The 26908-nt window shown below is 68.9% G+C and carries 25 protein-coding genes and 1 pseudogene; 10 read left to right on the top strand and 16 right to left on the bottom strand.

Annotated features, from left to right (window positions below; all coding sequences use genetic code 11):
- Window positions 1-461, top strand: a pseudogene (locus NS4_RS19600) (galactokinase); the annotation flags it as partial.
- Window positions 462-609: 148 nt separating this feature from the next.
- Here NS4_RS19600 and NS4_RS19595 read toward each other — a convergent pair.
- From NS4_RS19595 to NS4_RS19575, 5 genes are all read right to left on the bottom strand, one after another.
- Entirely contained in the window at window positions 610-2052 is a 1443-nt protein-coding gene (locus NS4_RS19595; protein ID WP_063060968.1) for a PepSY-associated TM helix domain-containing protein, read from the bottom strand.
- Between the two features lie 180 nt (window positions 2053-2232).
- Complete coding sequence (locus NS4_RS19590) at window positions 2233-2796, bottom strand: hypothetical protein (protein WP_245665554.1); 564 nt, start codon at window positions 2794-2796, stop codon at window positions 2233-2235.
- A 77-nt stretch (window positions 2797-2873) separates the two neighbouring features.
- On the bottom strand, window positions 2874-4520 hold the full coding sequence (locus NS4_RS19585; protein WP_063060967.1) for an acyl-CoA synthetase: 1647 nt from the start codon (window positions 4518-4520) through the stop codon (window positions 2874-2876).
- Between the two features lie 169 nt (window positions 4521-4689).
- Window positions 4690-6369 carry an acyl-CoA synthetase gene (locus tag NS4_RS19580; RefSeq protein WP_084487516.1) on the bottom strand — a complete coding sequence of 560 codons (1680 nt, stop codon included), beginning with the start codon at window positions 6367-6369 and terminating at the stop codon, window positions 4690-4692.
- A 149-nt stretch (window positions 6370-6518) separates the two neighbouring features.
- Window positions 6519-7154: a hypothetical protein gene (locus tag NS4_RS19575; protein ID WP_063060965.1), complete on the bottom strand. Its 636-nt coding sequence runs from the start codon at window positions 7152-7154 to the stop codon at window positions 6519-6521.
- 394 nt (window positions 7155-7548) lie between these two features.
- Between NS4_RS19575 and NS4_RS19570 the strand changes: the two genes are divergently transcribed.
- Both NS4_RS19570 and NS4_RS32310 read left to right on the top strand, forming a co-directional pair.
- A complete protein-coding gene (locus tag NS4_RS19570; RefSeq protein ID WP_063060964.1) occupies window positions 7549-8175 on the top strand; it encodes a GNAT family N-acetyltransferase in 627 nt (208 codons plus the stop codon).
- Complete coding sequence (locus NS4_RS32310) at window positions 8156-8308, top strand: hypothetical protein (RefSeq protein ID WP_157106134.1); 153 nt, start codon at window positions 8156-8158, stop codon at window positions 8306-8308. The genes NS4_RS19570 and NS4_RS32310 overlap by 20 nt, the downstream gene beginning before the upstream one ends.
- A gap of 92 nt (window positions 8309-8400) precedes the next feature.
- Here the strand turns inward: NS4_RS32310 and NS4_RS19565 are convergent, their stop codons facing one another.
- From NS4_RS19565 to NS4_RS19535, 8 genes are all read right to left on the bottom strand, one after another.
- Window positions 8401-9621 carry an acyl-CoA dehydrogenase family protein gene (locus NS4_RS19565; RefSeq protein WP_063060963.1) on the bottom strand — a complete coding sequence of 407 codons (1221 nt, stop codon included), beginning with the start codon at window positions 9619-9621 and terminating at the stop codon, window positions 8401-8403.
- A gap of 40 nt (window positions 9622-9661) precedes the next feature.
- Window positions 9662-11071 carry an acyl-CoA dehydrogenase family protein gene (locus NS4_RS19560; protein ID WP_157106133.1) on the bottom strand — a complete coding sequence of 470 codons (1410 nt, stop codon included), beginning with the start codon at window positions 11069-11071 and terminating at the stop codon, window positions 9662-9664.
- Window positions 11072-11312: 241 nt separating this feature from the next.
- Window positions 11313-12218, bottom strand: coding sequence for a permease-like cell division protein FtsX (gene ftsX / locus NS4_RS19555; protein WP_030523455.1), 906 nt, complete (start codon window positions 12216-12218; stop codon window positions 11313-11315).
- The gene (gene ftsE, locus NS4_RS19550; protein WP_063060962.1) at window positions 12218-12907 is read right to left on the bottom strand and encodes a cell division ATP-binding protein FtsE; all 690 of its coding nucleotides are present in this window, start codon (window positions 12905-12907) and stop codon (window positions 12218-12220) included. The genes ftsX and ftsE overlap by 1 nt, the downstream gene beginning before the upstream one ends.
- A 56-nt stretch (window positions 12908-12963) precedes the next feature.
- Complete coding sequence (locus NS4_RS32305) at window positions 12964-13128, bottom strand: Rv3103c transmembrane domain-containing protein (protein WP_157106132.1); 165 nt, start codon at window positions 13126-13128, stop codon at window positions 12964-12966.
- On the bottom strand, window positions 13115-13990 hold the full coding sequence (locus NS4_RS19545) for a mechanosensitive ion channel family protein (protein WP_063060961.1): 876 nt from the start codon (window positions 13988-13990) through the stop codon (window positions 13115-13117). The genes NS4_RS32305 and NS4_RS19545 overlap by 14 nt, the downstream gene beginning before the upstream one ends.
- 61 nt (window positions 13991-14051) lie before the next feature.
- Complete coding sequence (gene prfB, locus NS4_RS19540) at window positions 14052-15173, bottom strand: peptide chain release factor 2 (protein WP_063060990.1); 1122 nt, start codon at window positions 15171-15173, stop codon at window positions 14052-14054.
- Between the two features lie 75 nt (window positions 15174-15248).
- On the bottom strand, window positions 15249-16103 hold the full coding sequence (locus NS4_RS19535) for a helix-turn-helix domain-containing protein (RefSeq protein ID WP_063060989.1): 855 nt from the start codon (window positions 16101-16103) through the stop codon (window positions 15249-15251).
- Between the two features lie 140 nt (window positions 16104-16243).
- Between NS4_RS19535 and NS4_RS19530 the strand changes: the two genes are divergently transcribed.
- The 4 genes from NS4_RS19530 to NS4_RS19515 all read left to right on the top strand — a co-directional run bounded on the left by NS4_RS19530 (window position 16244) and on the right by NS4_RS19515 (window position 20034).
- The gene (locus tag NS4_RS19530) at window positions 16244-16834 is read left to right on the top strand and encodes an NADPH-dependent FMN reductase (RefSeq protein ID WP_063060960.1); all 591 of its coding nucleotides are present in this window, start codon (window positions 16244-16246) and stop codon (window positions 16832-16834) included.
- 74 nt (window positions 16835-16908) lie between these two features.
- Window positions 16909-17694, top strand: a complete 786-nt coding sequence (hisN, locus tag NS4_RS19525) for a histidinol-phosphatase (protein WP_063060959.1) — start codon at window positions 16909-16911, stop codon at window positions 17692-17694.
- Between the two features lie 85 nt (window positions 17695-17779).
- Entirely contained in the window at window positions 17780-18739 is a 960-nt protein-coding gene (gene sigJ, locus NS4_RS19520; RefSeq protein WP_245665552.1) for an RNA polymerase sigma factor SigJ, read from the top strand.
- A gap of 80 nt (window positions 18740-18819) precedes the next feature.
- A complete protein-coding gene (locus NS4_RS19515) occupies window positions 18820-20034 on the top strand; it encodes an NAD(P)/FAD-dependent oxidoreductase (protein WP_063060958.1) in 1215 nt (404 codons plus the stop codon).
- On the opposite strand, the gene NS4_RS19510 is transcribed toward NS4_RS19515, so the two are convergent.
- Window positions 19983-20540, bottom strand: a complete 558-nt coding sequence (locus tag NS4_RS19510; RefSeq protein WP_063060987.1) for a DinB family protein — start codon at window positions 20538-20540, stop codon at window positions 19983-19985. The two genes, NS4_RS19515 and NS4_RS19510, sit on opposite strands and share 52 nt — an antisense overlap.
- Before the next feature lie 129 nt (window positions 20541-20669).
- Window positions 20670-21644, bottom strand: a complete 975-nt coding sequence (locus tag NS4_RS19505) for an NHL repeat-containing protein (RefSeq protein ID WP_063060957.1) — start codon at window positions 21642-21644, stop codon at window positions 20670-20672.
- A 179-nt stretch (window positions 21645-21823) separates the two neighbouring features.
- Here NS4_RS19505 and recQ point away from each other — a divergent pair, with 179 nt between their 5' ends.
- The 3 genes from recQ (at window position 21824) to NS4_RS19490 (ending at window position 25879) form a co-directional block, all read left to right on the top strand.
- The gene (gene recQ / locus NS4_RS19500; protein ID WP_063060986.1) at window positions 21824-23692 is read left to right on the top strand and encodes a DNA helicase RecQ; all 1869 of its coding nucleotides are present in this window, start codon (window positions 21824-21826) and stop codon (window positions 23690-23692) included.
- Between the two features lie 698 nt (window positions 23693-24390).
- Window positions 24391-24786 carry a hypothetical protein gene (locus tag NS4_RS19495; protein WP_063060956.1) on the top strand — a complete coding sequence of 132 codons (396 nt, stop codon included), beginning with the start codon at window positions 24391-24393 and terminating at the stop codon, window positions 24784-24786.
- A gap of 103 nt (window positions 24787-24889) precedes the next feature.
- Entirely contained in the window at window positions 24890-25879 is a 990-nt protein-coding gene (locus tag NS4_RS19490; protein ID WP_063060955.1) for a helix-turn-helix transcriptional regulator, read from the top strand.
- A 16-nt stretch (window positions 25880-25895) separates the two neighbouring features.
- Here the strand turns inward: NS4_RS19490 and NS4_RS19485 are convergent, their stop codons facing one another.
- On the bottom strand, window positions 25896-26894 hold the full coding sequence (locus tag NS4_RS19485) for an alpha/beta fold hydrolase (protein ID WP_245665550.1): 999 nt from the start codon (window positions 26892-26894) through the stop codon (window positions 25896-25898).
- Window positions 26895-26908: the final 14 nt, after the last annotated feature.

Here is a 26908-nt window from a genome sequence, read left to right as displayed (position 1 = left end):
CCGAATGCGCCGCCGCCGCGGCGGCGCTCGGGGTCGGCTCACTGCGCGATATCGAAGACGCCGGGCAACTGTCCGGACTCGCCGATCCGGTGCTGTACCGGCGGGCACGGCATGTACTCGGCGAGAACGACCGGGTGCGCACGGTGGCGGACCTGTTGCGCTCGGGTGCCGACCCGCGCGAGATCGGTCCGCTGCTCGATGCGGGACACGATTCGCTGCGTGACGATTTCGAGGTGTCCACCGAGGTACTGGACGCGGCGGTGGACGCGGCCCGCGCGGCCGGCGCCCACGGATCGCGGATGGTCGGTGGTGGTTTCGGTGGCAGCATCATCGCCCTGGTCGATACCGCTGCCGCCGGTCGGGTCGAGGAGGAGGTCCGGGAACGCCTCGCCGGCATAGGTTTTCGCGACGCGCGGGCCATCGAGGCCGTGGCCGGTCCGGGAGCGGGTCCGGTCGGTTGAGAAGCCCGGTCGGTTGAGAAGGCACGGCCCGGGAGCCGGCCCGGTCGGTTGAGAAGGCCGGTCGGTGGAAAAGGTCCGGCCGATTGAGGGGGTTCGGTCGGTCGAGGAGGTCCGGTGCCGGGGCGACCGCGGCACCGGACCTGCTCGCTCAGGCTGCCGGCCGCACGCGGCGCAGCGCGCCGACGAGGATGTCGACCACGAGGAAGGCCAGCAGGCTCAGGCCGAATACCGGAGCGAACCAGCCGATCACTGCGGCCGCGGCGAGCACCGGGACCGCCAGAACCGCCGACCTGCGCAGTGCGCCGCGGCGCGGTGGCCTACCCACCGCGAAGGTGCGGGCCGTTGCGATGGGGCGGCGCTGCCACCACATGAGGTATCCGCGCACGATCACCGTGACCAGCCCGATCGCCGCCACCAGCAGCAGCAACTGGTTGAGCAGGCCGAACATCAGGCCCATATGGAGCTGGATGCCCCAGTTGGCCATTTTGGCCATGAACGGCCACTCGGAGTAGGGGATCCGATCGGTGACGATGCCGGTGGCGCCGTCGACGGCCGCGGCATCGGCGGTCAGTGTGCCCGGCAGCCGCCGTTCCTTCACCGCGAAGGCGGTCCCGTCGGTCGCCGGGACCGTGATCTCCGCGGGGCGGGTGACTCCGGCCTCGCGGGCCGCGGCGAGTACCCGATCCAGCTGCTGGATCCGGTCCGCCGGAACCGAGTGGTCGGCCGGATGACCGGCGTGGTGGTCGCCGTGCCCACTATCGGCCGGCGCCACCGACCCGGACAGCGCGGTCGCGACGGCGGGCGTGGTCCAGCCGAGATTCTCCCGGAGTGTCTCGATATTGGCGCCCGCGTAGGCCGACCAGGTCAGACCGGTGGCCGAGAGCAGCAGCGCCACCGGCAGAATCCACACCCCGACCACCGCGTGCCAGTTCAGCCGGCGTTCCCGCGCGCTCGCGAGGTTCGGGACGAACAGCCACCGCGCCCCGTCGCGCTGCCGCCGGCCGCGCACCCGCCGGATCCACAGGACGAGCCCGGCCGCGGCGATCAGCCACAGCCAGGAGGCCGCCGATTCGGAGTACAACCGGCCGGGTTCGCCGAGATGCAGGTGGCGGTGCACCTGGGACACCCACGCCCGGAACGGCAGCGCACCGGAACTGCCGTACACCACCGATTCGCCCACCGGCCGCGCGGTCACCGGGTCGACGAATACGGCACGCCGCTCTGATTCGCCGAGAGTGGGATCGTGCAGCAGCACCCGGGTGGTCTCGCCGGGTGCCGGGGCGGGCGCGACCGCCACCAGCGTCAGGTCCGGCCGGACGGCGGTCCCGGCGGTCACCTGTTCGGCCAGCGGCCGGTCGGGCCCACGGGAATCCACGAACAGCAGATCCCGGTTCACGAAGGATTCGATACTGGGTGCGACGGCGTAGAGTCCGCCGGTTACCGCCGCGATCAGGAGAAAGGGTCCTACGAAGAGGCCGGCGTAGAAATGCAGCCGCAGCGCGAGCGCGCGGAACGCACCCCTGCCCGGTCGCGGTGAACTGGTCGCCGGGGCAGCGCTGTCGGGCCCCGCGGGGACCTCGGTGGTACTCATGGGTGTTACCTGCGTCCTGTGCTTGCCCGGCACCCGGCCGGAAGAGGCGGGTGCGCGGGGACGCGGCGCGCGCCGAGGGGACGGGCCGCCGCGCTGAGGGAAACCGGCGGGGCCACGGGCGCCGGCGCGCGGGGTCACCGCAGCGAGAGACAGCGCCCGGCCGGACAGCCGGGTGGGAGATCAGAGCAGGACGGCCCGGGGCGGTGCCCGGGTGCGGCCGGTATCGGCGGCGAGAATCCACGCGACGACCCGGTCACGATGGAGTAGCCGCAGCGGGGGTGGATCCGGGAGGGCCGGCGGCCGGGGCGCGACCGGTACCAGGCGCGCCAGGGCGGTCCCGGCGACCCGGTAGGCGAATTCGGCGCCGCGCACGACCACCGCCGCGGCGCATGCGACGACGAAGTGCGCCGCGAGCATGGTGGGGGTGAGCTGGAGATCACCGTGGTGCAGATGTCCGGAACCCCAACCGAGGCTCAGATGGCCGAGCAGTTGCCCGGCTGTCAGTGCCACGGCGAGTCCGGTGGTTCCGGTGCGCAGCGGACGCGATCCGGAGACCAGGGCGCCGACCGCCGCCGACGCCAGCGCCAGCAGGACGACCGCCGTCCCATCCGGCGAGCTCGTCGGCTCCGCCCAGCCGTGGGCGGCCACCGAGACGGCCCCGGAAATCAGGCCGGCTGCCGCACCGCGGACGCGGGCGGCGCCGAGATGGTCCACCCGATGGGTGGAACCGAACCTGATACGCACCAGAGGATGATATCCGACCACCCGCCCTGCCTGCGGCGAAGCCGATAACCGGCCAGGCCTGCTGCGGGGCCCGGAGTTCAGTCGCCGGGTTCGAGCTCCGTCAGCGGTTTCCGCAGCAGTTTCCCGGTGGCGTTGCGCGGGAGTTCGTCGAGGAACACCACCTCGCGCGGGACCTTGTAGCGTGCCAGGTTCGCCTTGACGTAGTCCTTGATCTCCTGGGCGTCGCGTGTCGAATCCGGCCCCGGGACCACCACCGCGCGCAGCCGTTTGCCGAACTCCCGATCGTCCACGCCGACCACCGCGGCCTCTAGTACATCGGGCCGTTCGGCGATGAGGTGTTCCACTTCCTGCGGGAACACGTTCTCGCCGCCGGAGACGATCATGTCGTCGTCGCGGCCGTCGATGAACAGCAGGCCGTCGGAATCGAAGTGCCCGACATCGCCGCTGGACATCATGCCGTCGACGGTCTCCTTGGTACGCCCGTCGGTGTAGGCCTTGAAGGCGTGCGGGTTGTCGATGAAGATCGTGCCGGTGACATTCGGCGCGGTGATCCGCCTGCGGTTCTCGTCGTAGAGGCCGATCCGCACCCCGACCGGCGCCCGGCCCGCGGTGGCCGGCGACTTCTTCAGTTCCTGCGGCGTCGCCACGGTGATCACCGCGCATTCGGTGGAGCCGTACAGGTTGTACAGCACATCGCCGAAGTGCTCGCCCGTGCGCACCACCACATCGGGCTGGATGGCCGAACCCGCCGCGAAGATCACCCGGATCGAGGAGACGTCGTAGCGGTCGAGCACCTCTTTCGGCTGATCCAGGATGCGTTGCAGCATGGTGGGCACCACGACCAGTGAATCCGCCCGGTAGCGGGCGATATTGGCCAGGGTGAGCTCGGGGTCGAACCGGCGCTGCTGGAACACCACCCGGTTGCCCAGCGCCAGGCCCAGGGAGAACTGGGACAGGCCGGTGCCGTGGAAGATGGGCGCGGCCATCACCATGGTGCCGTCGGTCGGCAGCGGGACCCGGTCGATGAACTGGGCGGTGATGAACGGGCTGACCTTGTCGCGCGGGGCGCCCTTGGGTGTGCCGGTGGTACCGCTGGTGAGGATGACCGTCCCACCCGGTTTGGCGGGTGCTGCCAGCGGTGCGGTGGACTGCCCCGCCGAGACGGATTCGACCGTCGGGATCGCGGGGTCGGCCTCATCGGATTCGTCGACCCAGGTGAGGATTCGCGGGATCTCGGCGGGGATGGCGCTCATCAGGTCGAAGAACTCGCTGTCGTGCAGCACCGCTTTGATCTTCTCGCGTTCGGCCACGTCCGCGAACTGCGGCTTGGCGAAGCCGGTGTTCATCAGGACCGCGCGCAGACCGAGTTTGCCGGCCGTCAGCATGCTCAGCACCATGCCGCGGTGGTCGCGGGCCAGGACCGCGACCACATCGCCGGGCCGCAGGCCGCGTTCGGTGAGGCCGCGGGCGAAGGCGTTCGAGCGGTCGTCGAGTTCGCGGAAGGTGAGTTCCCCTGCCTCGTCGACGATGGCGGGGGAGTCGGGGCGGGTCTGCACGGCGTGCATGACCACACCGGCGAAGGGGCCGTACTTGGTCGCGTTGCTCATCGATCGGACGGCGTGGTCGAGCCGCAACGGATCGAAAAGGCCGCGTTTGCGCATCACGTTCACGGCCAAGGCGATATCGCCGGCTCTGCGAACGGGGCCGGGCAGCGACAATGTCATCGGCGACAACCTTCCGCGGCGTACCGCCGGGAACGGCGGTTACCTCCTCGAACTCCTGTGCACCGCCAACCCTAGCAACCGTCGCGGGGACTTCCATCCGATTGTCTCGGACAGTAGGGAAACCGGGACATTACTGTGAGGATTCCCGGTTTCCCGTCGAGAAAGGTTGTCAGACCTCGTATTCGACCAGCACCCGGCGCAGCAGTTTGCCGGTCGGGTTGCGCGGCAGATCGTCGAGGAAGACGACCTCGCGCGGCACCTTGTACCTGGCCAGGTTCTCCTTGACGTAGGTCTTGATCTCTGCTTCGTCCGGAGTGTGCCCGGGTTCGGGGACGACGAACGCGCGCAGCCGCTTCCCGAACTCCACATCGTCCACGCCGACCACCGCGGCGTCGAAGATGTCCTCGCGCTCGAGCAGCAGGTTCTCGACCTCCTGCGGGAAGACGTTCTCCCCGCCTGAGACGATCATGTCGTCGTCGCGGCCGTCGACCATGAGCAGGCCGTCCTCGGTGAAATGCCCGACGTCGCCGCTGGACATATAGCCGTCGATGATCTGCTTGTGCCGGCCGTCGGTGTAGCCCTCGAAGGGCGCGCCACTGCGGACGAAGATCCGGGCGGTGACGTTCTTCGCGGTCACGGGCTTGTCGTTGTCGTCGTAGAGGCGGACATCGCAGGTGAGCGGTGGGCGGCCGACCGTCCCGGGCGCCTTGGCCAGGTCGGCCGGCTGGGCCACGGTGGCGATGGCGACCTCGGTGGAGCCGTAGAGGTTGTACAGCACGTGCCCGAAGGTCTCGGTCGCCTTGACGCACAACTCCGGCGACAGCGCCGAACCCGCCAGGATGATCCCCTTCAGCGAGGATGTGTCGTACTTCGCGCGGACCTCGGCGGGCAGCTCCACCATCCGGTGCAACATGGTCGGCACCGCGACCAGCAGCTGGGCCTTGTGGTCGGAGATCATCTTCAGGGTGGCCTCGGCATCGAACCGGCGCCGCGTGACGATTTTGTTGGTGAGGCCGATGCTCACCAGGTACGTACCCAGACCGGTGCTGTGGAAGATCGGCGAGACGATGACGACGGTGCCGCGTTTCGGGAACGGCATCCGGTCCAGGAACTGCGCGGTAGCCACCGGGCTGGCCTTCTCCCGCGGCGCGCCCTTCGGTAGACCGGTGGTACCGCTGGTGAGGATGATGAAGCCACCCGGTTTCGCCGGTACCGGCAGAGGCTCGGTGCCGTTCTCGGCGATCAGCTGGTCCAGTGTCCGGGAGCCCTGCGGAATCTCGGTGCCCTCGTCGACCCAGGTGAGGAAGCGGGGCATATCCGCGGGCAGCGCGTCGAGCAGGCCCAGGAACTCGCTGTCGTGCAGGACCGCCTTGACCTTCTCCCGTTCGCACACCTCGGCGAACTGCGGTTTGGCGAAACCGGTGTTCATCAGCGCGATCTTCACGCCGAGCTTGCCCGCGGCGGCCATGGACAGGATCAGGCCGCGATGGTCACGGGCGAGGATACCGATCACGGTGCCCTCGGTGATCCCCGCGGCGTGCAGCCCGTGCGCGATCTTGGTGGACTGCTCGTCCAGCTCGCGGTAGGTCAGCTCACCGCGTTCGTCGGCCAGGCCGGGCGCGTCCGGCGCGATACGCGCGGAGTGCATGAGCAGGGTGGCCTGCGGGATGTAGGTCTTGGAGTCCTTGAGAGTCCGCAGTGTTTCCCCCGGATTCTTCAGATCGATGAATCCGCTGGACTGCAGCAGCCCGTATGCCTTGACGACTTCCAGCGTGTGCGCCAGGTTCACCTTCGAACACCTCCACAGATCACTCGCGTCGGCACTCGACCTAGCGATTCCTAACGGCATATCGGTGGCCACGGTAGCAGTGAAAGTGTAATCGCTCACAACGTACGGTCCGGACAAAAAAGACATTCGCGCGCGCCCGTGCGGTGGCCGGTGCGGGCGGTGCCGGATATTCGACGCCCGCGCGCGCACCGGCTCGCTCGGTCGTCGGATCAGTTGTAGACCGAGCCCAGCGACGGGAAAGTGATGTCGCCGCGCACATACTGGAACCCGTCGGGATGCTCCGGGCTCACCGGTACCGGCCAGCGGTGCCACAGGTTGCCGTACACCGCGGCGACGATCAGGCCCGGGCCGGGATCGATCGGCCGGGTGCGGATGGTGGTGTCGGCGATGATGTCCGTATGCTCGGTCAGCTGCTCGATTCCGCTGCGGCCGTTGTTGAGGTTGAGCCACACGACATCCAGCCGGGCGCCCGTCTGGTCCGGGGCGATCGTGCCCGGTCCGCCGAAGAACGCGAACCGGAAGCCGTCGATGTCCAGCGACAGGCCCGAGCCGTACGTTCCCGGACCGCCGCCGCGTCCCACGGTGGATTCGGCCGGGATCTGGAACGGCTGCGCGGGCAGCGCGGCCTCCCGGTTGGCCGCGGCGACCCGAGCGTCGCCGAGTACCCGGGACACCGCCCGTTCGGCGGCCGGGTCACCGGCCGCGGCGGTATGCAGGGCCTGTGTGGCCGAAGCCCAATCGACCTCGGTGGGTTCGGCCGTCGCGTGCCCGGTGAACAGTACGGTGGTCGCGGCGGTCACCACCGCGGAGGTGAGAAGTCGACGGACAAGAACTGTTGTGCGCATAGCCAGTCTCCTTGCAGATTCGATATCCGGGGTACTGCTCAGTGACTCGGTGCGGGTGTGGCGGGGTGGCACTCCTACGGGCGCGGCCGGAAGCCGGGTGGAGCGGGCATCCCGCGGCGCCGTTCGGATAGCTCCGATCGAACAAACACTGTCACTCGCTCCCGGTGGTGTCCAGGACCGCCGCGCGGCCGGTCGCGGTTCGGTATCCGGTTGGCGGCGGACGGCCGGATCGGTCGGTGGTGACCTCCGCCGTCGCGACGCGGCCCCGGCCCGTCGGCCCGCCTGCTCTCCTGGAGCGGTAGCCGAGCAATGGGACCGCCGACGGCGATTGCGGTGTGTGCGCCGGTGGGTAGTGTCGAACCGCCGGGGACGCGGGCAGATCGGAGCGGAGTGGATGGTCGAGACGAGAGTCGTGGTGCAGCGGGGCGACGAACTCGGGGAGGGGTACCGCCGCCGTATCACCGAGGTCTACGTGCGCAGTTTCTCCGGAGATTTCGTCGCGTTCTCCCGTGACACCGGCAAGCTGGCCGACGCGTTCGAGCACATGCTGCTGCTCGAACGGTTCTATATCGCGCTCGTGGACGGGGAGCCCGCCGGCCTCGCCTCGCTCACCGAGGGTGAACAGACGTTGTTCGCGCCGCAATGGCGGGAGATCCGGCGGCATCTGGGTCCGGTACGAGGTCTGCTCGGCTACACCGTGATCCGCAGATGGTTCATGCGCCCCTCCGACGGCGCCCGGCCCGGACTGGCCGAGATCGGATTCGTGGCCACCGAACCGGCTCATCAGGGCCGGGGCGTCGCGACCGCGCTGCTGCGTCATCTGCTGGCGCAACCCGAGTATCGCGAATATGTCCTCGAGGACATCAAGGACAGCAACGCGGCTGCCCTCGCCGTCTACACCAAGCTCGGTTTCACGGTGTACAAGCGCCGGAAGGTGCGATTCGCGCGCCGCGCCGGATTCACCGAACTCGTATCCATGAGGCTCGCGCAGGACCCCGGGAGTGACGACACGTCGACGTAGCGGGTCGCGCGCCCGGCTCCGGGCCGGTGGGGCGCCGGGCGAGTTGTCCGGTCACGAACGCGCGCGCCGGGTCGTGTACGAAGCGGTCGAAATCCGGGAACATCCCGCCGACGACGGTCTGCAGGCGGCCTGAGAACCGCTGCGGCGAAAAGCGCTCGCGCCGAAGAGACGAAACCGGCCCGGGCCATGCCGGCGACTCGGACCGGTTTCTCTCCTCCTACCCGCCTACTTCAGTTCGGCACTGGTCTTCCCCAGCACCCGGCGGGCCACGATGAGCTGCTGGATCTGCTGGGTGCCCTCGAAGATGTCGAGGATCTTCGAGTCCCGGCCCCACTTCTCCAGCAACAGCCGCTGCGAGTACCCGACCGCGCCGGCCAGTTCGACCGATTTCAGCGTCACATCGGTGCCGGTACGGCCCGCCTTCGCCTTGGACATGGACGCCTCGAGCGAATTGGGCTTCTTGTTGTCGGCCATCCAGGCCGCCCGCAATGCCAGCAGATAGGCGGATTCGTAATCGGCCTCCATCCGCAGGAATTCGGCCGCCGCCGCGTGCTGATTGTTGGGCGGGGTGTCGTAGGAGATCTCGATGCCCGCGTCGGTGAGGATGGCGCGCAGTTCCTCGAGCGCGGCGCGGGTGACGCCGATGGCCATGGCCGCGACCATGGGGCGGGTGTTGTCGAAGGTCTGCATGACCCCGGCGAAACCCTTCTCCACGTTCACTTCCGGACTGCCGAGGATATTGTCCTTCGGGATCCGGCAGTCCTGCAGCAGCAGCACCGCGGTATCGGAGGCCTTGATACCGAGTTTGTGTTCGAGCCGGGCCACCGACAGACCGGGAGCGTCCCGCGGGACCACGAACGATTTGATGGCGGCGCGGCCGAGGCTGCGGTCCACCGACGCCCACACCACGATATGGGTGGAACGCTGCCCCGCGGTGACGAAGATCTTCTCGCCGTTGAGCACCCATTCGTCGCCGTCGAGGACGGCGGTGGTGGTGACCGCGGCCGAATCGGATCCGAAGCTGGGTTCGGTGATCGCCATCGACGCCCACACCTTGCCGAACCGTGCCAGCTGTTCGTCGGTGGCCACCGCGGCGATAGCGGCATTGCCCAGCCCCTGGTAGGGGATGGACAGCATCAGCCCGACATCGCCCCAGGAGGTTTCCAGGGCGTTGAGCAGCGCCGACATATTGCCGCCGTTGGCGTTGAGGAGTACATCGGTGGAGGGCTTCTCGTCGTCGGAGCGCCCGCCGCTGGCCCCGCTGATCTTCTGCGTGCCCGAATCGCTGAGCCCGTCGACCATGGCGGCCATGGTGTCGAGTTCCACCGGGTATTCGTGCTCGCCGAGATCGTATTTGCGCGAGATGGGCCGGAAGATCTGCGCGGCCACCTGATGCGCCTGGTTGGCGCTGGCCCGCAGCTTCTTGGGAAGTTCGAGATTGATCATGAAAGTCTCCTGGGAAAAAAGCTGTGACGACGCCGGGAACTCAGACCAGCACCACGCCCTCGGCGACCGCGATACCCCTCAGATCGCGGTACCAGCGTTCGACCGGGTGTTCCTTGGTGAAGCCGTGGCCGCCGAGCAACTGCACGCCGTCCAGCCCGAAGCGCATACCCTTGTCCGCCGCCAGCTTCTTGGCCAGCGCCGCTTCGCGGGCGAAGGTGAGGCCCTGTTCGGCGCGGGCGGCGCCGCGCAGCGTGACCAGGCGCAGACCGTCGAGTTCGATGGCGATATCGGCGACCATGAACGCGACCGCCTGCCGGTGGCTGATCGGTTCGCCGAAGGCTTCCCGCTCGTTGACGTAGGGGATCACATAGTCCAGTACGGCCTGCCCGGTGCCGGTCGCCAGCGACGCCCAGCCGAGGCGGGCGAGCTGGACGGCATCGCGGTAGTCGGCCGCGTGCTGCGCGGCATCGCCTTCACCGAGGATCGCGTCGGCGGCGACGGCCACATTGTCCAGAACCAACCGGCCCAGCCCGGCCGCGCGCAGACCCATGCTCGGATCGGCTTCCACCGACAGGCCCTTGGCATCGGATTCCACCACGAACAGGGCCGGGCGACCGTCGAGTTCGGCGCCCACTACGAAGATCTCGGCGTCGGCGGCCGCGGGGACCAGGCTTTTGACACCGTTCAACCGGTATCCGCTGGGGGAGCGTACCGCCTTGGTCTGCAGGCCGAACGGGTCGAACAGGGCGCGCGGTTCGCTGATGACCACGGAGGCCTGGGGCACGTTCTCACCGGTGAAGGCCGGCAGATAGGTCTGCTGCTGGGCGTCGGTGCCCCACTGGGACAGCGCGACCGCGACCCCGCTCGGCGCGAGCAGCGGCAGCGCCAGACCCATATCGCCGTGCGCGAGCGCCTCGGCGACCAGCGCATTGGTGACCGCACCGCGTTCGGTGGCCGCGCCCTCGAGCTCCTCGGGCACGTTGATGAGGGTGATACCCAGTTCCGCGGCCCGGCCGAGCAGATCGGCCGGCGCGGCGGCCGCCTCATCGGCGTCGTGCGCGGCCGGGCGCAGGATCTCGGCCGCGAACTCACGCACCGTCTCGACGATCATCTGCTGTTCGTCGGTGGGGGTGAGGTCGAAATAGTCCTTGGTCTTGGACTCGTTGTCCGGGAGCCGCTTGGGCGCGCCACCGCCGGCGACCTTGTTGAAGGCGCGGGTCGCCGCGCCGAGGGTGCGGAATCCGGTTTTGGTGCTCTGGTAGGTGACCCGGTCGATCGGCTTGCGCAGGTTGTACTTCTCGGCCAGCTCCGAACCGGTGATGGTGGACATGACCCGCATGGCGGCGCCCATCCAGTCCCGTTTGGGTTGGTGCAGGCCCACCCCGTTCTCCTGGCGGACGCCGCCCGGCGACCGCCGCTCGGTAGCGCTGTCTCGAATGCTCATGATCACCTGTTTCTCGCGCGGGGGTGAGGGTCGGACCCCGGTTTTCTTACTGCGGAGTAAGGCTATCTTACTGCGGAGTAAGAAAGGCGTCGAGTGGTCCTTACGTCCTGGTGCGCGGACGCATGCGCGGAATCGGCAGGTGGTGAAGCCCAGAACGCCCGCCCCGCGGTGCGGGGCGGGCGTTCTCGGTCGCCGGAGTCGCCGCGGGTGGGAGTTGTCGTCGCCCGAGGCCGCGGCCTCCGGACGGCTATTCCCGCACGTACCAGCGCAGGGTCGCGTAGGCGGTGAGACCGGCGAACAGCACGCCGACCGGCATCACCATGAGCGCGGTGGTGAAGATGTCGTCGAAGGTGATCTGCGGGAACACATTGCTGGCGAACAGATCGCCCAGTGCCCGGTCGATCACCAGTGGCCGGGCCACGAACAGGCCCACCGTGGCCAGCAGACCGCCCGCCAGCGCGGCGGCCACCGCTTCCAGCAGGAACGGCAGCTGGGTATACCAGCGGGTGGCGCCCACCAGGCGCATGATGCTCACCTCCGTACGCCGGGTGAAGGCCGCGATCTGCACCATGTTCGCGATCAGCAGCAGCGCCGCGACCGCCTGCAGCAGTGCCATACCGAACGCGGCGTTGCGCAGCCCGTCGAACAGGCTGACCAGCCGGTCCACGATGTCCTTGTCATTACGGACCATGCCGACGCCGGGCCGCTCGTAGAACTGCTCGTAGATCGTCGGGTACAGCGACGCGTCGGTCATCTTCACCCGCAGTGAGGCCGGCAGCGGCGTCTCGCTCACGTATTCGGCGAGTTCGGGCTGGTCCTTGAAGGTTTTCTCCTTCGCCTCCCGGACCGCCGCGTCCCGGTTGAGGTACTGCACGTTCTCCACGCCGTCGACGGCCTCGAGATCGGCCATGAGGGTCCGGCACGGATCGTTCACGCAGTCCGGATCGGTGGCGGAGACATCCTCGGTGAGATACAGCCGCACCTCGAGCCGGTCCAGGAAGTACTGCTCGGTCTTGTCGGCGATCCGCACCGCCAGCAGACCGCCGCCCAGCATGGTCAGCGAGACCGCGGTGGTCAGGATCATCGCGATGGTCATGGTGACATTGCGGCGCAGCCCCTCGGAGACCTCGCCGAACAGGAATCCCGCCCGCATTACCGGCGCACCTCGTAACCGCCGTCGGCCTGATCGCGGACCAGATGGCCCTCGTAGAGTTCCACCACCCGCCGGCGCATACCGTCCACGATCAACGGATCGTGGGTGGCCATGAGCACGGTGGTGCCCATCCGGTTGATGTGCTCGAGCAGCAGCATGATCTCGTAACTCGTCTCGGGGTCGAGGTTGCCGGTGGGTTCGTCGGCCAGCAGGACCAGCGGCCGGTTGACGAAGGCCCGGGCGATCGCGACCCGCTGCTGTTCGCCACCGGACAGTTCGGTGGGCAGCCGGTCGGCCTTGTTACCCAGCCCGACCAGTTCGAGCACTTCGGGCACGGTCCGGTCGATGAACTGCCGGCGTTTCCCGATCACCTCCAGGGCGAACGCCACGTTCTGGGCGACGGTGCGCTGCTGCAGCAGCCGGAAATCCTGGAAAACACACCCGATCCGCTGCCGCAATCGCGGCACCCTCCGCCCCGGCAGCCGGTCGACCCGGAAATCCGCGACCGAGATCTCACCCGCGGTCGGTGTCTCCTCTTTGAGCAGCAACCGCATGAAGGTCGATTTACCCGAACCCGACGGACCGATGAGGAAGACGAACTCACCCTTGTCGATATGGACGTTGATGTTTTCCAGCGCTGGTCGCGTAGCGGTCGGATACGACTTGCTGACGTTGCGCAGGGTGATCACGAGGAGACAGTGTAACCATTCGATAACGAAGCGGCGCGCGGGCCGTGTCGCAACCGCTACCGGACGGGAATCACCTGCGCAGGGACCTGATGGACGGCGGGTACGGCGGGCGCGGGCGCCGGTTTCGCGGGCGCGATCTGGTCCGGTTTGACGAACAGGTACAGCACGAAGGTCGCCACCCAGCCGCACGCCAGGATGAGCGTCGATCTACGGGCGCGCATTCAGGCCCTCCCGGCGCATGGCCGCGGCCACACGCACCCGTAGCTCGCGACTCACCTCGAACTGTTTACCCGGCAGCGTCCGGGCGACCATCCGGATGTTCATCTGGTCCACGGTCAGGTCCTCCACGCCCATCACCGTCGGCTCGTCGAGCAGCAGTGGTTCGAGGCGGGGGTCCTGGTAGGCCTGGCCGCCCACCTCGTGCAGCACTTCGTTGATCCGGATGATATCGGCACTGGCCGAGACCGGGACATCGATGGCCGCGCGGGCCCAATCCTTGGACAGATTGGTGACTTTCACGATCTGGCCGTTCGGGACGGTGATCACCTCACCGTCCGGATTACGCAATTTGGTGACCCGCAGCGTCACATCCTCGACCGTGCCCTCGGCCGGATCCTGGATACCGGTCACCGCGATCCGCACCACATCGCCGAACCCGTACTGCCGTTCGGTGATGAGGAAGAACCCGGCCAAGATGTCCTGCACGATGCGCTGGGCGCCGAAACCGAGCGCGGCACCCAGGACTGCGGCCGGTGCGACCAGGCCCGACATCGAGAACCCGATCCGCCCCAGCACCTCCATGGCGACCAGCACATAGGCCACGGTGAGTACCACCCAGGTGAGCACCTGCGCCAGCGCGTGCCGGTGCTTGGCCTCCTCCGAGCGGACCAGCGCGTCACCGCCGCGGAACCCCGAATCGATCTTCTGGGTGACCCGGTCGCGCACGTAGGTGGCGAAGCGGGCGAACAACATCGCCCCGAGAATCAGCAGCACGATCTCCAGGCCGGACGACCGCAGCCACGAGGTGACCTCCGAGGATGCCGCCAGCGACAGCGCCAGGGCCTGCGCCCCCTCCGCATGCATCAGACCACCTGCTCTCCCGTGCATCACCGAAACAGCCCGCGACCACCCGGAATCGGCGCCGCTAGCTCTCCTGCAGCACTGTACTCATCCGCCAGCGGATTCCGGATTCGATGAAGCCGTCGATATCGCCGTCGAGTACCGCCGAGGGATTGTTGACTTCGTAGTTGGTGCGCAGATCCTTGACCATCTGGTACGGGTGCAGCACATAGGACCGCATCTGGTTGCCCCAGGACGCGCCCTCGTTGGTCTTGAGCGCATCCATCTGGGCGCGCTCCTCCTGCCGTTTGCGTTCCAGCAGTTTGGCCTGCAGCACCCGCATGGCCGAGACCTTGTTCTGCAGCTGCGATTTCTCGTTCTGGCAGGTCACCACGATTCCGGTGGGGATATGGGTGATCCGCACCGCCGAGTCGGTGGTGTTGACGCTCTGGCCGCCGGGCCCGGAGGACCGGTAGACATCGACCCGGATATCGGTTTCCGGGACCTCGATATGGTCGGTGGTCTCCACCACCGGCAGCACCTCGACCTCGGCGAAGGAGGTCTGGCGGCGGCCCTGGTTGTCGAAGGGGCTGATCCGGACCAGCCGGTGCGTGCCCATCTCCACCGAGAGGGTGCCGTAGGCGTACGGCGTCTTGACCGCGAAGGTGGCGCTCTTGATACCGGCTTCCTCGGCGTAGGAGGTGTCGTAGACCTCGACCGAGTACTTGTGCCGGTCTGCCCAGCGGATGTACATACGCATGAGCATCTCGGCCCAGTCGGCCGCGTCCACACCGCCGGCGCCGGAGCGGATATTGACCAGCGCGTCGCGTTTGTCGTACTCGCCCGACAGCAGGGTGCGGACCTCGAGGGCCTCCACATCGGTGTGCAGTGCGGCCCGTTCGGCGTCGGCGTCGGCCAGTGCGCTGGTCTTGGCCTCGCCTTCTTCTTCCTCGGCCAGTTCGTAGAGCACGGGGAGATCCTCGAGCCGCTGCCGTAACTCCTCGACCCGGCGCAGTTCGCCCTGGGCGTGCGAGAGCTCGCTGGTGACCCGCTGCGCGTGATCCTGGTCGTTCCAGAGTTCGGGATCGGCGGCCTGGTGCTCCAGCTCGTCTATACGGCGGCGCAGCTCCTCGATATCGAGGACCGATTCGACGGTCTTGAGGGTCGCGTCGAGTTCGGCGAGGTCGGCGGTCACGTCTGGATGCACGGTGTTCAAGGCTACTAGGACTGTCCATCGTGGTGCATCGCGCGGCCCGCGGAGGCCACCTGCGGTCGCCGCGGGTCAGCTCGGGACGGCCCGCAGGTTGCCGGGGCGGTGGCCGGCGAGCCGGTCCAGGGCGGCGGCCGTCGCCGGGTCGGCGGGGAGATGGACGATCAGCTGCTGATCGTCGTCGGCGAACAGGTCCAGGGTCTCGAAAGCCAGCCGCAAGGTCCCGGCCGTGGGGTGCGCCATCCGGGTCACCCCGGTGGCGGCGGGCAGATTGGGCACCGTGGCGACCCGATCGGTGAACGCCGCACCCGCGGTGATGGTGAGCTGGTCGGCCAGCGCCGCGATCTCCGGATCGGCGCGGAAGGGGCCTTGTTTGAGGGTGGCGACCAGATGGTCGGCCAGATGATCCCAATCCGGGTAGACCTCGCGGGCCCGCGGATCGGTGAAAGCGAAATGAGCGAGATTCGACCAGTGCTCACCATCGAGCGCCCCGGTCGACTCCATCAACCTGCGGTAGCCCTCGGTGCAGGCCAGTACCTCGGTGAGCCGGTTGACCACCACCGCCGCCGCGGGTTCGAGCTGATCGAGCAGCGCCCGGATTGTCGGCCGGATCTCGCGACCCGGGCGGGCCCGGCCCATGCAGTTGAACCCGGTATCGGCCTTGGTCAGCCGGTACAGGTGGACACGTTCGGCGGAGGTGAGTCCGAGCGCGTCGGCCAGCGCGGCGAGGACCTGGGGCGAGGGATTGCGGTCCCGGCCCTGCTCGAGACGGGTGATGTATTCCACGCTGACCCCCGCCAGCGTGGCCAGTTCCGCCCGTCGCAGTCCGGGCGCCCGGCGGCGCGCCCCGGTGGGCAACCCCACCTGGGCCGGTGTCACCGCGTCACGCCTGCTGCGCAGGAACAGGCCCATCTCGTTCTCACTCACGGTCCCACGGTAGCGGCGGGCCGGCCGCACAGGGTGGCCGTGGCAGTACCACTCTCGGCGCGGTCTCCCAGCGCGGCGCCCGGGACGGCAGATTCGATTCCGGCGGCCGCCGGGCCGCTCGAAGAAGAACGGAGCACACCATGTCCGCTACGCCCCTGCGCCTTGCGGTGATCGTCGGCAGCGTCCGCGAAGGCCGCTTCGGGCCGGTCGTCGCCTCGTGGATCGCCGCGCAGGCCGCCCGTCACGAAGGGTTCGAGATCGACGTCATCGACCTGGCCGAGGCCGAGATCCCGCTCGCGCTGCCGGCGGTTCCCCCGGCAATGGAGCCGAACCCGCCGCGTCCGGCGGGAATGGGCGACCTGACCGAACGGCTCGCCGCCGCCGACGCGTTCGTCGTCGTCACCCCCGACTACAACCGCAGTTTCCCGGCCTCGCTGAAAGCCGTCATCGACTGGCATTTCACGCAGTGGCAGCGCAAGGCCATCGCGTTCGTCGGCTACAGCGGGGCCAGCGGCGGGCTGCTCGCCATCGAACAGCTGCGCCAGGTGTTCAACGAGCTCGACGCCCACACCGTGCGCGAGTACGTCTCCTTCCCTCGCTACTACCTGCTGTTCGGGGAGGACGGGCAGCTGCTCGCGCCCACGGAACCGGAGGCCGCGGCCCAGGTGATGCTGGACCGATTGCACTGGTGGGCCCAGGCTCTGGTGGCGGCCCGCGCGGTGGCGGTCTGAAGGGCCGGGCCGGCCACGGTCGCGTGACGGCACGGCGCGCGGCCGCGCCCGGACCGACTCGATAGTGTTCGGGTGTGGCTGCTCACTCCTCTGACCTCGAACTCGCATTGCGGCTGGCCGACGAAGCGGACGCGATCACCCGGGAACGCTTCCGCGCGCTGGACCTGAAGGTCGATGCCAAACCGGACCTCACTCCGGTATCGGATGCCGATCTGGCCGTGGAGGAGGCGATCCGCCGGATGCTGCGACACGGCCTCCCCGAGGACGCGGTCCTCGGGGAGGAATTCGGCGGCACGGCCGAGTTCACCGGCCGGCAATGGGTGATCGATCCGATCGACGGCACCAAGAATTTCGTGCGCGGCGTCCCGGTGTGGGCCACTCTCATCGCCCTGCTGGAAGACGGTGTGCCGGTAGTCGGTGTGGTGAGCGCGCCCGCGCTGGCCCGCCGCTGGTGGGCCGCGGCGGGGCAGGGCGCGTGGTCGAGTTTCCACCCCGGTGCGCCGCAGCCCATCACCGTCAGCGCGGTCTCCGATCTCGGTTCCGCCAGTCTCGCGTTCTCCAGCCTGTCCGGCTGGCGCGACCGCGGTCTGCGCGAGCAGTTCATCGACCTCACCGACGATGTGTGGCGGGTTCGCGGTTACGGCGACTTCTTCAACTACTGCCTGGTCGCCGAGGGGGCGGTGGATATCGCGGCCGAGCCGGAGGTGTCGCTGTGGGACCTGGCCGCGCTGGACATCCTGATCCGCGAGGCCGGTGGCACTTTCACCTCCCTCGACGGTCGCGACGGCCCGCACGGCGGAGACGCGGTGGCCTCCAACGGGCGGCTGCACGAACAGGTTCTGCTCCGCCTCCGCGGCTGAGCCGCGACTGCCGCGCCCGGCCGGCGCCGCGACGGGGCAGGGCCGCGTGCGCTACGAACCGCGCCGGTGGACGCCGACTGCGCCGATGACCGACGATGGGCTGATGTCGCTCAGTACGCATGAGGCCGAGCTCTTCGAGGGCGCCCGGGGCCGCCTGGAGGCGATCGCCTACCGGCTGCTGGGGTCGGCCGGTGACGCCGAGGACGCGGTACAGGAAACGTTCCTGCGGTGGCACGCGGTGGACCGGGAGCGGATCGAGACGCCGGAGGCATGGTTGACGAAAGTGCTCACCAACCTGTGCCTCAACCAGCTCACCTCGGCGCGGGCCCGGCGGGAGACCTACGTCGGACAGTGGCTTCCGGAGCCGGTCCTCGCCGGGAACCCGATGCTCGGTCCCGCCGAGACCGCCGAGCAGCGCGAGTCGGTCTCGCTGGCGATGCTCACCGTGATGGAGCGGCTCACCCCCAACGAGCGCGCGGTGTATGTGCTGCGTGAGGCGTTCGGGTACCCGTATCGGGAGATCGCGGAGATCCTCGAGCTCACCGAATCGAACTGCCAGCAGATCTACCGGCGGGCCGCGCAGCACCTCGGCGGCCGGTCCCGGACCGAGGTCGACGCGGTGGCCGCGCGGCGGATCGCCGAGGAGTTCCTCGCTGCCGCGCTCAGCGGCGAGACCGAGCCGCTGGTCCGGTTGCTCACCGGCGATGTCGTCAGCGTGGCCGACGGCGGCGGTACCGTTCCGGCCCGCAGGACCCCGGTCGTGGGGGCGGCCGAGGTGGCTCGTTACCTGCGCAATCTGTTCCGGCCGACCGGCGCGAAACGCGCCATGGTCGGCGCCGATCTCACATTCTTCGCGGCTGTGCTCAACGGCGATCCAGCGATCGTGATCGAGGTCGGCGGCCGGGTCTACGGCGCCCTGTGCCTCGAAATGGCGCCTGCGGGCATCGCCGCCCTGCATGTGCAGGTCGCGCCCGAGAAGCTGGCGCATCTCGCTGGCGAATGGGAGGCCGCCGGCCCCCATCTCCCACTCGCCGCGAAGTGGTGACCCACCTCACAATGCCGATCTGTCAGGGATCGCGGGGCTGTCCGGTTCAGGAAGTGATCGCAATCGGATAGGAGCCCGCCATGAAACACCGCATCCTGGTCCTCGGCGCCGGATACGCCGGAGCCATCGCCGCCGGCCGCCTGGCCAAGCGATTGCACCGCGACGATGTCGAGATCACTGTGATCAACGCGGACCCCGACTTCGTCGAACGGGTGCGCATGCACCAACTCGCGGCCGGCCAGGACCTCGCCCGCCGTCCCCTGCGCGAGGTGTTCTCCGGTAGCGGCGTACAGGTCCGGACTGCCCGGGTCACCGCGGTCGATGTGGAACGCCGGACCGTCGATCTCGCCGATACGCACGGCGCCGAGACCCTCACCTACGACAACCTCGTCTACGCCCTCGGCAGCATCGCCGCAGACAACGGCGTGCCGGGCGTCGCAGAGTACGCGCACGGTCTCGCGGGGAAACAGGCCGCGTTGCGGCTGCGGGCCCGCCTGCAGGAGTTGACCCCCGGAGCGAAGGTGCTGGTCGCCGGTGGCGGCCTGACCGCGATCGAGGCGGCCACCGAGATCGCCGAGGCCCGCCCCGACCTCGCGGTCGAGGTAGCCGCCCGCGGCGGGGTCGGTGACTGGCTCAGCGACCGCGCCCGGCGTCATCTGCACGGCGCGTTCGACAGGCTCGGTATCACGGTGCACGAGAACACCGAGATCACCGCAGTCACGGCCGACGGTGTGGACCTCCACGGTGGCGGCCGGATCACAGCCGAGGTGACGGTGTGGACCGCGGGGTTCACCGTGCACCCCCTCGCGGCGGCCACCACGCTCGCGGTCTCCGAGACCGGCCGCATCGTCGTCGACGCCACCATGCGGTCGGTTTCGCATCCCGAGGTCTACGCCGTCGGTGATGCCGCGTACGCCAAGGGCGTGGGGGGTGCGCCGCTGCGGATGTCCTGCGCCACGGCGAGCCCGATGGCGTGGCAGGCCGCCGACGCTCTGGCCGCGCGGTTGACCGGTCGGGAGGTTCCGGAGACGACGATCGGCTATGTCACCCAGTGCATCAGCCTGGGCCGCCGCGACGGGATCATCCAGCGGGTCACCCCCGCCGACGAGCCGACATCGACCGTCGTCACCGGACGCATCGCCGCCCGCATCAAGGAGTTCGTCTGTGCGGGCGCGGGCTGGAGCATCGCCCATCCGACGGTGCTGCTGCCGAGCCGGCGGCGGCATCTCGTGGTGCCCGCCCGTCAGCCCATCGTTTTGGCGCCATCGATCGCCTCACGAATGATGTCCGCGTGACCCGCGTGCTGCGTGGTCTCGGCGATGATGTGCAGAAACACCCGGCGTGCCGACCAGTGGGTCTCCCGGAACCAGGGGGCCTTGGGGAGCGGGCACTTTGCGTCCAGGTCGGGCAGGGTGGCCACCATTTCGTCGGTCCGCCGCGCCACCTCCTCGTAGGCCGCGAGCACCCCGGCGAGCGTTTCGCCGGGCAACATGCGGAATTCGTCGTCGCGCGCCGCGAAATCCGCCGCGGTCATATCGGCGAAATCCTTCGAGACCGCGGCGCCCTCCTCGAAGAAATCCACCCAGCCGCGTTCGACACCGGTCACATGCTTGATCAGGCCGCCCACGCACAGTGCGCTGGGAGTGGGGCGGGCCGCGGCCTGTTCGTCGGTCAGCTCGCGAGCGGTGAAGCGCAGGAAGAAGCGCGCGGCGCGCAATTCGGCCAGCAGGTCGGCGCGTTCGCCGGACAGGGTCGCGGCGGTGTCGGTCCGGGGGAGGGTGGAGTTCTCGCTCAAGGTCATCGCCTTCCGTCGGGGATCGGGGTGGAATTTGTGTTCGAAAAGCACGATATGACCCCTGGCGGCCACTTTCCGACCTCAATTCACGCAGGTTCGGATATTTCCGGAAACTGCTGCTGAACTGGCCAGTACTTATCGGCGCCGAGTGGCGTCGGCGGGTGTGAGGTCGATATCCGGCGGCGGGCGCAGCCGCCGCAACGCCCCGTCCATCCCGGTCACGAACAGGGCCCACGACTCACCGTCGCGGGCGATCCGCACCGACGTGGTGCCATCGGGCACAGTCCGGACCGGGTCGGGCCGTTTGATCAGGCCCGTGATGATCGCGCATCCGGAACCCGTGGCCGGGTCCACCCGGTAGATCGCGCCGACTCCGTGATCGGCGACGTACAGGTCACCGGCGCGGGTGGCCTCCATATCGTCGGGCACGGTGAGCAGGTTCGGTGGCCCCGCGACCACCTGGGCGTCGGCGGGCGAACGCAAGAGGACACGGAAGATCCGCATGGTCAGATTGCCCGTGTAGATCGACTCCCCGCCGGGAGCCAGGGCCAGGCCGTTGGTCAGCGGGAGCGGCGACCACGATTCGGTGAACTCGCCGGTCGACGGCCGGTACCGGGCGATTCCGGTAGGCGGCCGGGAAAGCCCGATCGTGCTGATCAGCAGGTCCCCGTCGGGGAGCAACAGCAGGCCGTTCGGGCCGTTGAGCCCGGTGCGGAGCACGGTCACCGCGCCGGTATCGAGGTCGTAGCGCTGTAGCGTGCCCGGCGGGTCGGTCACCCCGTCGCCGGTCAGGAAGTACACCGAGCGCCCGGCCACTCGAATGCCTGCCGGATGCTGCAGCCCGGTGACCAGCTTCTCGAATTTCCCGTCGGCCGAAACATGGGCGAGATAGCCGTCGACGAGGCCGGTGACATAGAAGCCACCGGCCCCGTCGGAATCCAGGTTCTCCAGATTGCCGACCCCCTCGACGATCGTGGTCGCCTGCCAGCCGTCCGCGCACCGGGACGGGAAATCCTGCGCCGGCGCGGGCACCGCGCTGAGCCATGCCACCGCTGCCGCCGCAGCGCCGACCGATACCCATCGAGCGCACGATCGTGTCCTGGATGTCATACCGGAGAACCTAGGTGATCCGGAGCGGTATCGCCGGACTGCGCGGCCGGCGTGGGCGTGGTCACGGTACCGGCGGGGCGCCGTGGTGGAAATCCACATGTGCGCAACTGTGCGCGGCACCTCGGCACCCGCGCCGGACGCCCCCGGGGTTGTCCGGCGGTGCTCGTAGGATGGGCCGCGTGGAAGCCCCCGAAGCCCCGACCGTGCCCGCTGTCGAGTCCGGTGCCGAACCCGATGCGGCACAGCGGATTCTGAGCCGGGTCTTCGGTTACGACAGTTTCCGGGGTGAACAGCGCGCGATCGTCGATCAGGTGATCGGCGGCGGCGACGCGCTGGTGCTCATGCCCACCGGCGGCGGCAAATCGCTGTGCTACCAGATTCCCGCGCTGGTCCGCGACGGCGTAGGGGTGGTGGTCTCGCCGCTGATCGCGCTCATGCAGGACCAGGTGGACGCGCTCAGCGCGCTCGGGGTGCGGGCCGGTTTCCTGAACTCCACCCAGTTCCCGGACGAGCGCCGGGCCGTGGAGGCGCAGTTCGCGGCCGGCGAGCTCGATCTGCTGTATCTCGCGCCGGAGCGGCTGCGCATGGAATCCACCGCCCAGCTGCTCGACCGGGGGCGGATCGCGCTGTTCGCGATCGACGAGGCGCATTGCGTCTCGCAATGGGGTCACGATTTCCGGCCCGATTATCTCGCGCTGTCCGTACTGCACGAACGCTGGCCCGACGTGCCCCGGATCGCACTCACCGCGACCGCCACCGAGAAGACCCGCGACGAGATCATCACCAGGCTCGATCTGGGCGGCGCCCGGCGCTTCGTGGCCAGTTTCGATCGGCCCAATATCCAGTACCGCATCGAACCGAAGAACCGGCCCGATCGCCAGCTCCTCGAATTCCTGCGCGCCGAGCATCCCGGCGACGCCGGCATCGTGTACTGCCTGTCCCGCAACTCCGTCGAGAAGACCGCGGCGTTTCTCACCGAGAACGGCATCCGGTCGGTCCCGTACCACGCGGGTCTGGACAATCGCACCCGAGCCGAGAACCAGGCGCGCTTCCTGCGGGAGGAGGGCCTGGTAGTGGTAGCGACCATCGCCTTCGGGATGGGTATCGACAAACCCGATGTGCGTTTCGTCGCCCACCTCGACCTCCCCAAATCGGTCGAAGGCTACTACCAGGAGACCGGGCGTGCCGGGCGGGACGGGCTGCCGTCCACGGCCTGGATGGTCTACGGCCTGCAGGATGTGGTGCAACAGCGCAAACTCATCGAAACCTCCGAGGGCGATATAGCGCATCGCCGTCAGCTGCAGCTGCACCTGGACGCGATGCTCGCCCTGTGCGAGACGGTCGACTGCCGCCGGGCCCAGCTACTGGCCTACTTCGGTCAGCCGCCCCCGCCGTGCGGGAACTGCGACACCTGCCTGAACCCGCCCGAATCGTGGGACGGCACCGTCGCCGCGCAGAAACTGCTCTCGGCGGTATTGCGCCTGAAACGGGAGCGCGGGCAGAGCTTCGGTGCGGGTCATCTCATCGATATCCTGCTCGGCAAGAAGAACCAGAAGGTGCAGCAGTACGACCACCACGAACTCAGTGTGTTCGGTGTCGGGACCGATCTGCGCGATACCCAGTGGCGCGGGGTGGTCCGGCAGTTGCTGGCCCAGGGGCTGCTCGCGGTCCACGGCGATTACGGAGTGCTCACCCTGACCGAGGCCAGCGAAGCCGTCCTCTTCGACGGCCGCACCGTCGCGCTGCGCCGTGAACCGGAACGGCCCACTCCCGCGCGGGCGGCGCGCAGCGCGAAATCCGGCCGGGCCGCGCCCGCGGATCTCGATACCGCCGATACCGCGCTGTTCGAGAAACTGCGGCAGTGGCGGGCCGATACCGCCAAGGAGCAGGGTGTGCCCGCGTACGTGGTGTTCCATGACGCCACTCTCCGTGATATCGCCGCTCGTAAACCGGCCGATCTGCGGGAACTGGGCACGGTGAACGGCGTCGGCGAGAACAAGCTGGCACGTTACGGAGAGCAGGTTCTCGAGGTCCTGGCAGCCGGATGAGCCATGGACAGGCGGAAGCCGCTGCGACAGAATCGCTTTCGTCCCATGATCCCTCCCGTCAGTGACGATAGGGGCCTGGACAGAGGCCCTAACCTGGCAGTATGTCCAGCAAGCGCACTCCGTGGTCGCAATCACGCCACCGCGCAGGCTTGCTCGCCGAGCATTTCGGCAGCTTGGACCCAGGGGTTATCGGGGCTGCGACCCACCGCGCACCTCGGAATCGCCCGGCGATTGCCGGGTCGCTCGAATCGGTTCGTCTACTCGGAACCGCCGCGCACGGCTCCGGCCTCGGGGACGGCAGGTGGAGTGAGGACGTCGCATCCGACAGCGAGGACGACCTATCGGAGTGTCCGCCCGGCCAGGTGCCCGGCGCCGCGTCGAGTGGGCCGTCGCCGGTACCCCTGCCCCCGGAGCCCGGGCCGGAAGGACACGAGTCCACGGATTTCCCCGCTACCTCCGTCCCAGCGGAAAACCGGCCCGCGGAACCCGGTGTAGACGGCGGCCGACGGCGGGCGGTGCCCGATCCACCGGCGGCGCACCCCGCGCCCGGGCCGGCCCCTCCGGAGGCGCGCACTCGCGGAACCCATTACGCGGCCCCGCCCCCCGAGCCCGCGAATCCCTCGTGGTCCGGCCCGGAGCCCGAACCTCGCGAACTTCTTCCCGTCGGCGGTCACGCGCTGCTCGGCCTGTGTCTCGGGATGGCTGTCCTGCTCGCGGTGACATTCTTCTACCTCGGGCGGACAACCGATCCCGACCAGTCCGCCGCCCCGACCTCGGCCATCGCCGCCTCGACCATGGCACCCCGCGAGACCGAGGCGCCGGCCCCGAAATCCCCGGATATCGGAGCCGGCTTCGCCTGGGGGAAGGTGTTGACCAATGACGGCCGCACGCTCACGATCAAGAGCGAGATCAATCATTCCGAGATGGTCGTGCACACCGACGACCACACCAAGATCTATGTGCTGATCGCCACCACCATCGAGGCCATCGCCGAGGGGGCCCCGATCATGGTCTACGGCCGTAAGCACGCCGACGGGTCGATCCTCGCCGACACCATCACCGGCGTATCACTGCGTGCGCTCGGAACGCACTGAACAACATGCGGGCGGCACCATGACCGCTCCGCGCTCTCCTCGGCTTTCCGCGAATCCGCGCCAGCGGCCACAAACCGACCGCAATTCGAGAACAATCGACGGTATGGCCAATACGAGCACGCGGACGCTGCGCCTGCTGTCGCTGTTGCAGACCCACAAATACTGGCCCGGTACCGAGCTGGCGCAGCGGCTGGGAATCTCGCCGCGGACCCTGCGGCGCGATATCGACCGCCTGCGCGACCTGGGCTATCCGGTGCAAGCGCAACGCGGTGTCGACGGTGGTTATCAACTCGCCGCCGGGGCGGCGCTGCCACCGTTGATGGTCGACGACGACGAGGCCGTGGCACTGGTGGTGGGCCTGCAGTTCGCGATGCAGGGCATGGTGGAAGGCGTTGCGGAGTCCTCGGTGCGGGCGCTGGCGAAAGTGGTGCAGGTGATGCCGCCACGGCTGCGCAAGCGGGTGGAGGCGATCCGGGCCATGACCGTGCCCGCGGACTGGGGTGACGGTCGCTCCGCTGCCGCCCTTGATCCCGAAGCGCTCGCCGCGGTAGCCCTGACCTGCCGCGACAGTGAGCGATTGCGTTTCACCTACACCGCCGCCGACGGCCGCCGAAGCGTTCGGCACGTCGAACCGCACCGCCTGGTCGCCCTGGGCCGGCGCTGGTATCTGGTGGCATTCGATCTGACCCGCCATGATTGGCGCAGCTTCCGGGTCGACCGGCTCACCGATCCGGCGGGCGACGGATCCCGTTTCCGCCCGAGGGAACTGCCCACCGCGGACGCCGCGGAGTTCGTCCGCTCCGGCGTGGACAATATGCCGCATCTGCATCGGATCGAGGCACTGGTCGAAGCCCCGGCGGAGTCGGTCCGGCAGCGTCTCGGGCGCTGGGGCAGTGTGGAGGAGATCGACGCAGGCCGCTGCCGGGTCTCGATGACCACCGATTCGCTGGACTGGCCCGCCCTGTCGCTGGGATCGCTCGACGCCGAGTTCCAGATCCTCGAGCCTCCGGAAATGGTCGAGCATATCCGGATCTGGGGTGAGCGCTTCTGTCGCGCCGCCCCGGGACCTGCCGCACCGTCGGCCGCCTCGTGAGCGGGTCCGGCGCGAATCAGTCCGTGCCGGTAAGCCGGACCGCCCGTAACCGGCGCGCCGGCCGCCCGTCGGCCTTCGGCGCGGTGACCCCCGCGGTCACCTCGCCGTTGCGCAGCGCGTCCACGAATTCCGTAGTGGCGGAAGCCAGCAGCCCCGGATGGGAGAACGGCATCCAGTGCCCGGCGGGAATATCGCGGCGCCACAACCGCGAGACCCACCGCCCCGTATCGTCGTAACCGGCGGGCCGCACCGCGATATCGCGACCGGCGACGATGAGCTGGACCGGTACGTCGGTGGTGCGTTCGCGCGGGTGCAGCAGGTGCGCGAAAATATTCGCGCGGTAGATCAGCAGGCCGTCGACCATATCCCGCTTCAGTGTCGGGGCGAAGAATATCGTCGAGGGCGCGGTGTCGTTCATGATCTGGATGACCCGGCGCCAGCGGTGTTCGGTGGCGAGCAGGCCGAACGCCAGCCGCGGCAGACCCGGTGTCATGAAGAACCCGGTATAGGCCGAGGACAGCAACTGCGTGAACGGCTGCCAGATATTGCGCGGGCTGGGTCGGCCGAGCCGGTCGCGCACCCATTTGCCCAGGTGGTCGAGGTTGGGTCCGGAGACCGAGGTGAACGAGGCGATGCGCTCGACCGCTCGCGGCTCGCAGACCGCCTCCCAGACCTGCACCGAACCCCAGTCGTGCGCGAGCACGTGGACCGGCCGGTCCGGGCTGACCGCGTCGGCGACCGCGAAGAAGTCCGCGGCCAGTTCCGCGAGCCGGAAATCGGCGACCCGGCCGGTGCGGGTGGAAGCCCCGTGACCTCGGGTGTCGTAGGCCACCACATGGAATCGCCCGGCCAGCTCCGGGATCACTGCGCGCCACAGGTGGTGCGTATCGGGCCAGCCGTGTACCAGCACCACGGTTTCGGCGGCGGGGTCGCCGTATTCGTAGACCGCGAGGTCGAAGGCGCCGCTGCGCACCGTGCGCCGGGTCGTGGTGGGTTCGTTGCCGGATTCGATCACGCTTACTCCTCGGT

It is taken from the genome of Nocardia sienata NBRC 100364, assembly GCF_001613205.1.
GTDB lineage: Bacteria > Actinomycetota > Actinomycetes > Mycobacteriales > Mycobacteriaceae > Nocardia > Nocardia sienata.
The sequence above is the reverse complement of the archived record's forward strand: the minus strand, read 5'-3'. Positions and strand labels throughout refer to the sequence as shown.

Coding starts and splice junctions, on each gene's coding strand:
- NS4_RS19515 (WP_063060958.1), top strand. CDS start 18,820: ATGAAACACCGCATCCTGGTCCTCGGCGCCGGATACGCCGGAGCCATC.
- NS4_RS32305 (WP_157106132.1), bottom strand. CDS start 13,128: ATGCGCGCCCGTAGATCGACGCTCATCCTGGCGTGCGGCTGGGTGGCG.
- NS4_RS19575 (WP_063060965.1), bottom strand. CDS start 7,154: ATGCGCACAACAGTTCTTGTCCGTCGACTTCTCACCTCCGCGGTGGTG.
- NS4_RS19565 (WP_063060963.1), bottom strand. CDS start 9,621: ATGATCAATCTCGAACTTCCCAAGAAGCTGCGGGCCAGCGCCAACCAG.
- NS4_RS19545 (WP_063060961.1), bottom strand. CDS start 13,990: ATGCATGCGGAGGGGGCGCAGGCCCTGGCGCTGTCGCTGGCGGCATCC.
- NS4_RS19530 (WP_063060960.1), top strand. CDS start 16,244: ATGTCCGCTACGCCCCTGCGCCTTGCGGTGATCGTCGGCAGCGTCCGC.
- NS4_RS19595 (WP_063060968.1), bottom strand. CDS start 2,052: ATGAGTACCACCGAGGTCCCCGCGGGGCCCGACAGCGCTGCCCCGGCG.
- NS4_RS19495 (WP_063060956.1), top strand. CDS start 24,391: ATGGCTGTCCTGCTCGCGGTGACATTCTTCTACCTCGGGCGGACAACC.
- NS4_RS19580 (WP_084487516.1), bottom strand. CDS start 6,369: ATGCCGTTAGGAATCGCTAGGTCGAGTGCCGACGCGAGTGATCTGTGG.
- NS4_RS19490 (WP_063060955.1), top strand. CDS start 24,890: ATGGCCAATACGAGCACGCGGACGCTGCGCCTGCTGTCGCTGTTGCAG.
- ftsX (WP_030523455.1), bottom strand. CDS start 12,218: ATGCGGGCGGGATTCCTGTTCGGCGAGGTCTCCGAGGGGCTGCGCCGC.
- NS4_RS19510 (WP_063060987.1), bottom strand. CDS start 20,540: ATGACCTTGAGCGAGAACTCCACCCTCCCCCGGACCGACACCGCCGCG.
- NS4_RS19585 (WP_063060967.1), bottom strand. CDS start 4,520: ATGACATTGTCGCTGCCCGGCCCCGTTCGCAGAGCCGGCGATATCGCC.
- NS4_RS19570 (WP_063060964.1), top strand. CDS start 7,549: ATGGTCGAGACGAGAGTCGTGGTGCAGCGGGGCGACGAACTCGGGGAG.
- NS4_RS19505 (WP_063060957.1), bottom strand. CDS start 21,644: ATGACATCCAGGACACGATCGTGCGCTCGATGGGTATCGGTCGGCGCT.
- sigJ (WP_245665552.1), top strand. CDS start 17,780: ATGACCGACGATGGGCTGATGTCGCTCAGTACGCATGAGGCCGAGCTC.